The sequence below is a fragment of the Oleiphilus sp. HI0079 genome, assembly GCF_001635105.1.
This window is the reverse complement of the sequence record NZ_LWFT01000644.1, coordinates 1-1,916: the sequence shown is the minus strand read 5'-3', so window position 1 is coordinate 1,916 and position 1,916 is coordinate 1. Positions and strand designations below refer to the sequence as shown.

The 1,916-nt window shown below is 41.6% G+C and carries 4 protein-coding genes; all 4 read right to left on the bottom strand.

From position 1 onward, the window contains the following. The coding region (gene yidC, locus A3750_RS11670) for a membrane protein insertase YidC (RefSeq protein ID WP_156498532.1) at window positions 1-951 on the bottom strand (951 nt) is incomplete at its 3' end. A 32-nt stretch (window positions 952-983) separates the two neighbouring features. Next, window positions 984-1,211, bottom strand: coding sequence for a membrane protein insertion efficiency factor YidD (yidD, locus tag A3750_RS24950; protein ID WP_304440187.1), 228 nt, complete (start codon window positions 1,209-1,211; stop codon window positions 984-986). A gap of 57 nt (window positions 1,212-1,268) precedes the next feature. Next, window positions 1,269-1,637 carry a ribonuclease P protein component gene (gene rnpA, locus A3750_RS11665; protein WP_068457863.1) on the bottom strand — a complete coding sequence of 123 codons (369 nt, stop codon included), beginning with the start codon at window positions 1,635-1,637 and terminating at the stop codon, window positions 1,269-1,271. Between the two features lie 12 nt (window positions 1,638-1,649). Continuing rightward, window positions 1,650-1,784, bottom strand: coding sequence for a 50S ribosomal protein L34 (rpmH, locus tag A3750_RS24945; protein ID WP_082863315.1), 135 nt, complete (start codon window positions 1,782-1,784; stop codon window positions 1,650-1,652). Between the last annotated feature and the right edge of the window lie 132 nt (window positions 1,785-1,916).

The window sequence follows — 1,916 nt, the reverse complement described above, 5'->3', positions numbered from 1 at the left end:
CTGAACAACCGTAGCAGGGCTAATATAACCCATCAGATATAGGCCATTTTTGACCCTAGTTTGATAGGTTTGCATTACTTCCGAATCTGGTATCCATGCCGAAATAAAGTAATGTTGTATAAATGCGAGCCAACCACCCTGAATCTGCTGATTAACTGGCGACTCAAGCATGTCATCGAAATCAATTTTCTCATACGGCTCTTGCTCACTAGAGAGCACCATCCCCAGATAAGATTGCATTCCCATACTCGTTTGACTAGACGGATCTACACTTCGATCTCGAACAATCTTCCCAGAAAAGTTAGCTTCAAATACTTCACTAGACTGGTTATTTATTAAATACTCAACATTGATTAAATAATCATCACGCTTAAACGTATAACGCTTGGTCAACTCTACGCCGCTTTCTGACGTATACTTCAGATCAACTTGGAGCTCTTCTTCATCTCCCAGCTCAAACGTGGTTTGCTCTACTTGGTAAATCGGTTTACCACCGTTCTTAGAAGAATCGAAACCATTCTTACCGAAAAGACCGCTTTCAACTGTATATAGTCGTTGCTGGTCGTTTTGAAGTAGCGCAAGTGGTGCTTCGGAGTTTAGTGTTTCGTCGTAATTTAGCATGAGAGCTTGTTGTAGATTTCCGCCCTCTGTGTCGATTGTTAGGTCTAGAACATCTGTTGTAACTCTAATTAACTGGCCATCTGAATCAGAAGAGGGTGCTTGGTTGGCATCTTCTTGGTTACTAGGAACAGAAAATTCGTGCTCAGAATCTGTATTACCAACCTCCAACTCTGTTTGCATCGTTGAGCGAGTGGAAGATGTTTGTTGGTTTACTTGCGAGGCATTCGTCGTCTGAGTAACCGCTTGTCCATAATCTGCATTCCACTCCAAAACGAGCATATACGAGACAACTGCTAAGCCAATAAAAATAATCGTTCTTCGGATATCCATGTATTAAAAACCAGCTAATTCAAATGAATGTATTATTCGGACTTTTCAGTTTCATCGTTAGCTTTAGGTGGAACGGGATCAAAACCACCATCACAACCAGGATGACAACGCAAAATACGCTTTAACGCCAGCCAAGAACCCTTGAAAGCTCCATGAGCTGACACAGCTTGTACCGCATACTCGGAGCAGGTCGGTAAGTACCTACATGAGGGCGGAAAAAGAGGACTTATCGCATATTGATAAAACCGAATTAGCGCCAAAAAAATTGTTTTCAAGGCGAGTCTCTTTAAGCGTCAGAAAAACCGGGGGGAAGTGTACTACGATTTCGCTTTTTGTTTTAGTTTTCGCCAAACATATTGCAGCTCTTTACTTATTTTTTCGGCTTCGGCTTGATTACTACTGTGTTTAGCGAGCAGAACTATGTCGTAAGAGGGAATATCTTGTTTATGATGTCGAAAACTCTCGCGTAAAAGGCGTTTTACTCTATTACGGTTTACGGCTAAGCGAACGTTCTTTTTCGCAACGATAATACCGAGACGAGGGTTGGTGTCATGCCGCTTTCGGGCGAGGCAGAGGAAGAATTGAGTAGAAATTTTGATATCGACGCTACTGAATACTTCAGAGTAGTCTTTAGCATTCAGTAAGCGTATCGATTTTGGAAAAGTTTTGTCAGACGTTTCCGTCATCGCTGGGAGCACTTAAGCGCTCAATACTTTTCGTCCTTTCGCTCGGCGACGAGCAAGAACTTGACGGCCATTTTTAGTAGCCATGCGTGCACGGAAACCGTGTGAACGCTTGCGTTTAAGAACGCTAGGTTGGAATGTTCTTTTCATTTGCAATACTCACAAATTGTTTAAGCAAAAATTCAGGGTGCGAAAGTGTATGGTTTTTAACCCTTATACGCAAATGTTTTTTTCACTGATCTTTAAGTTTTCATCACTTATTTACTAGTAAGAAAGAAAGAT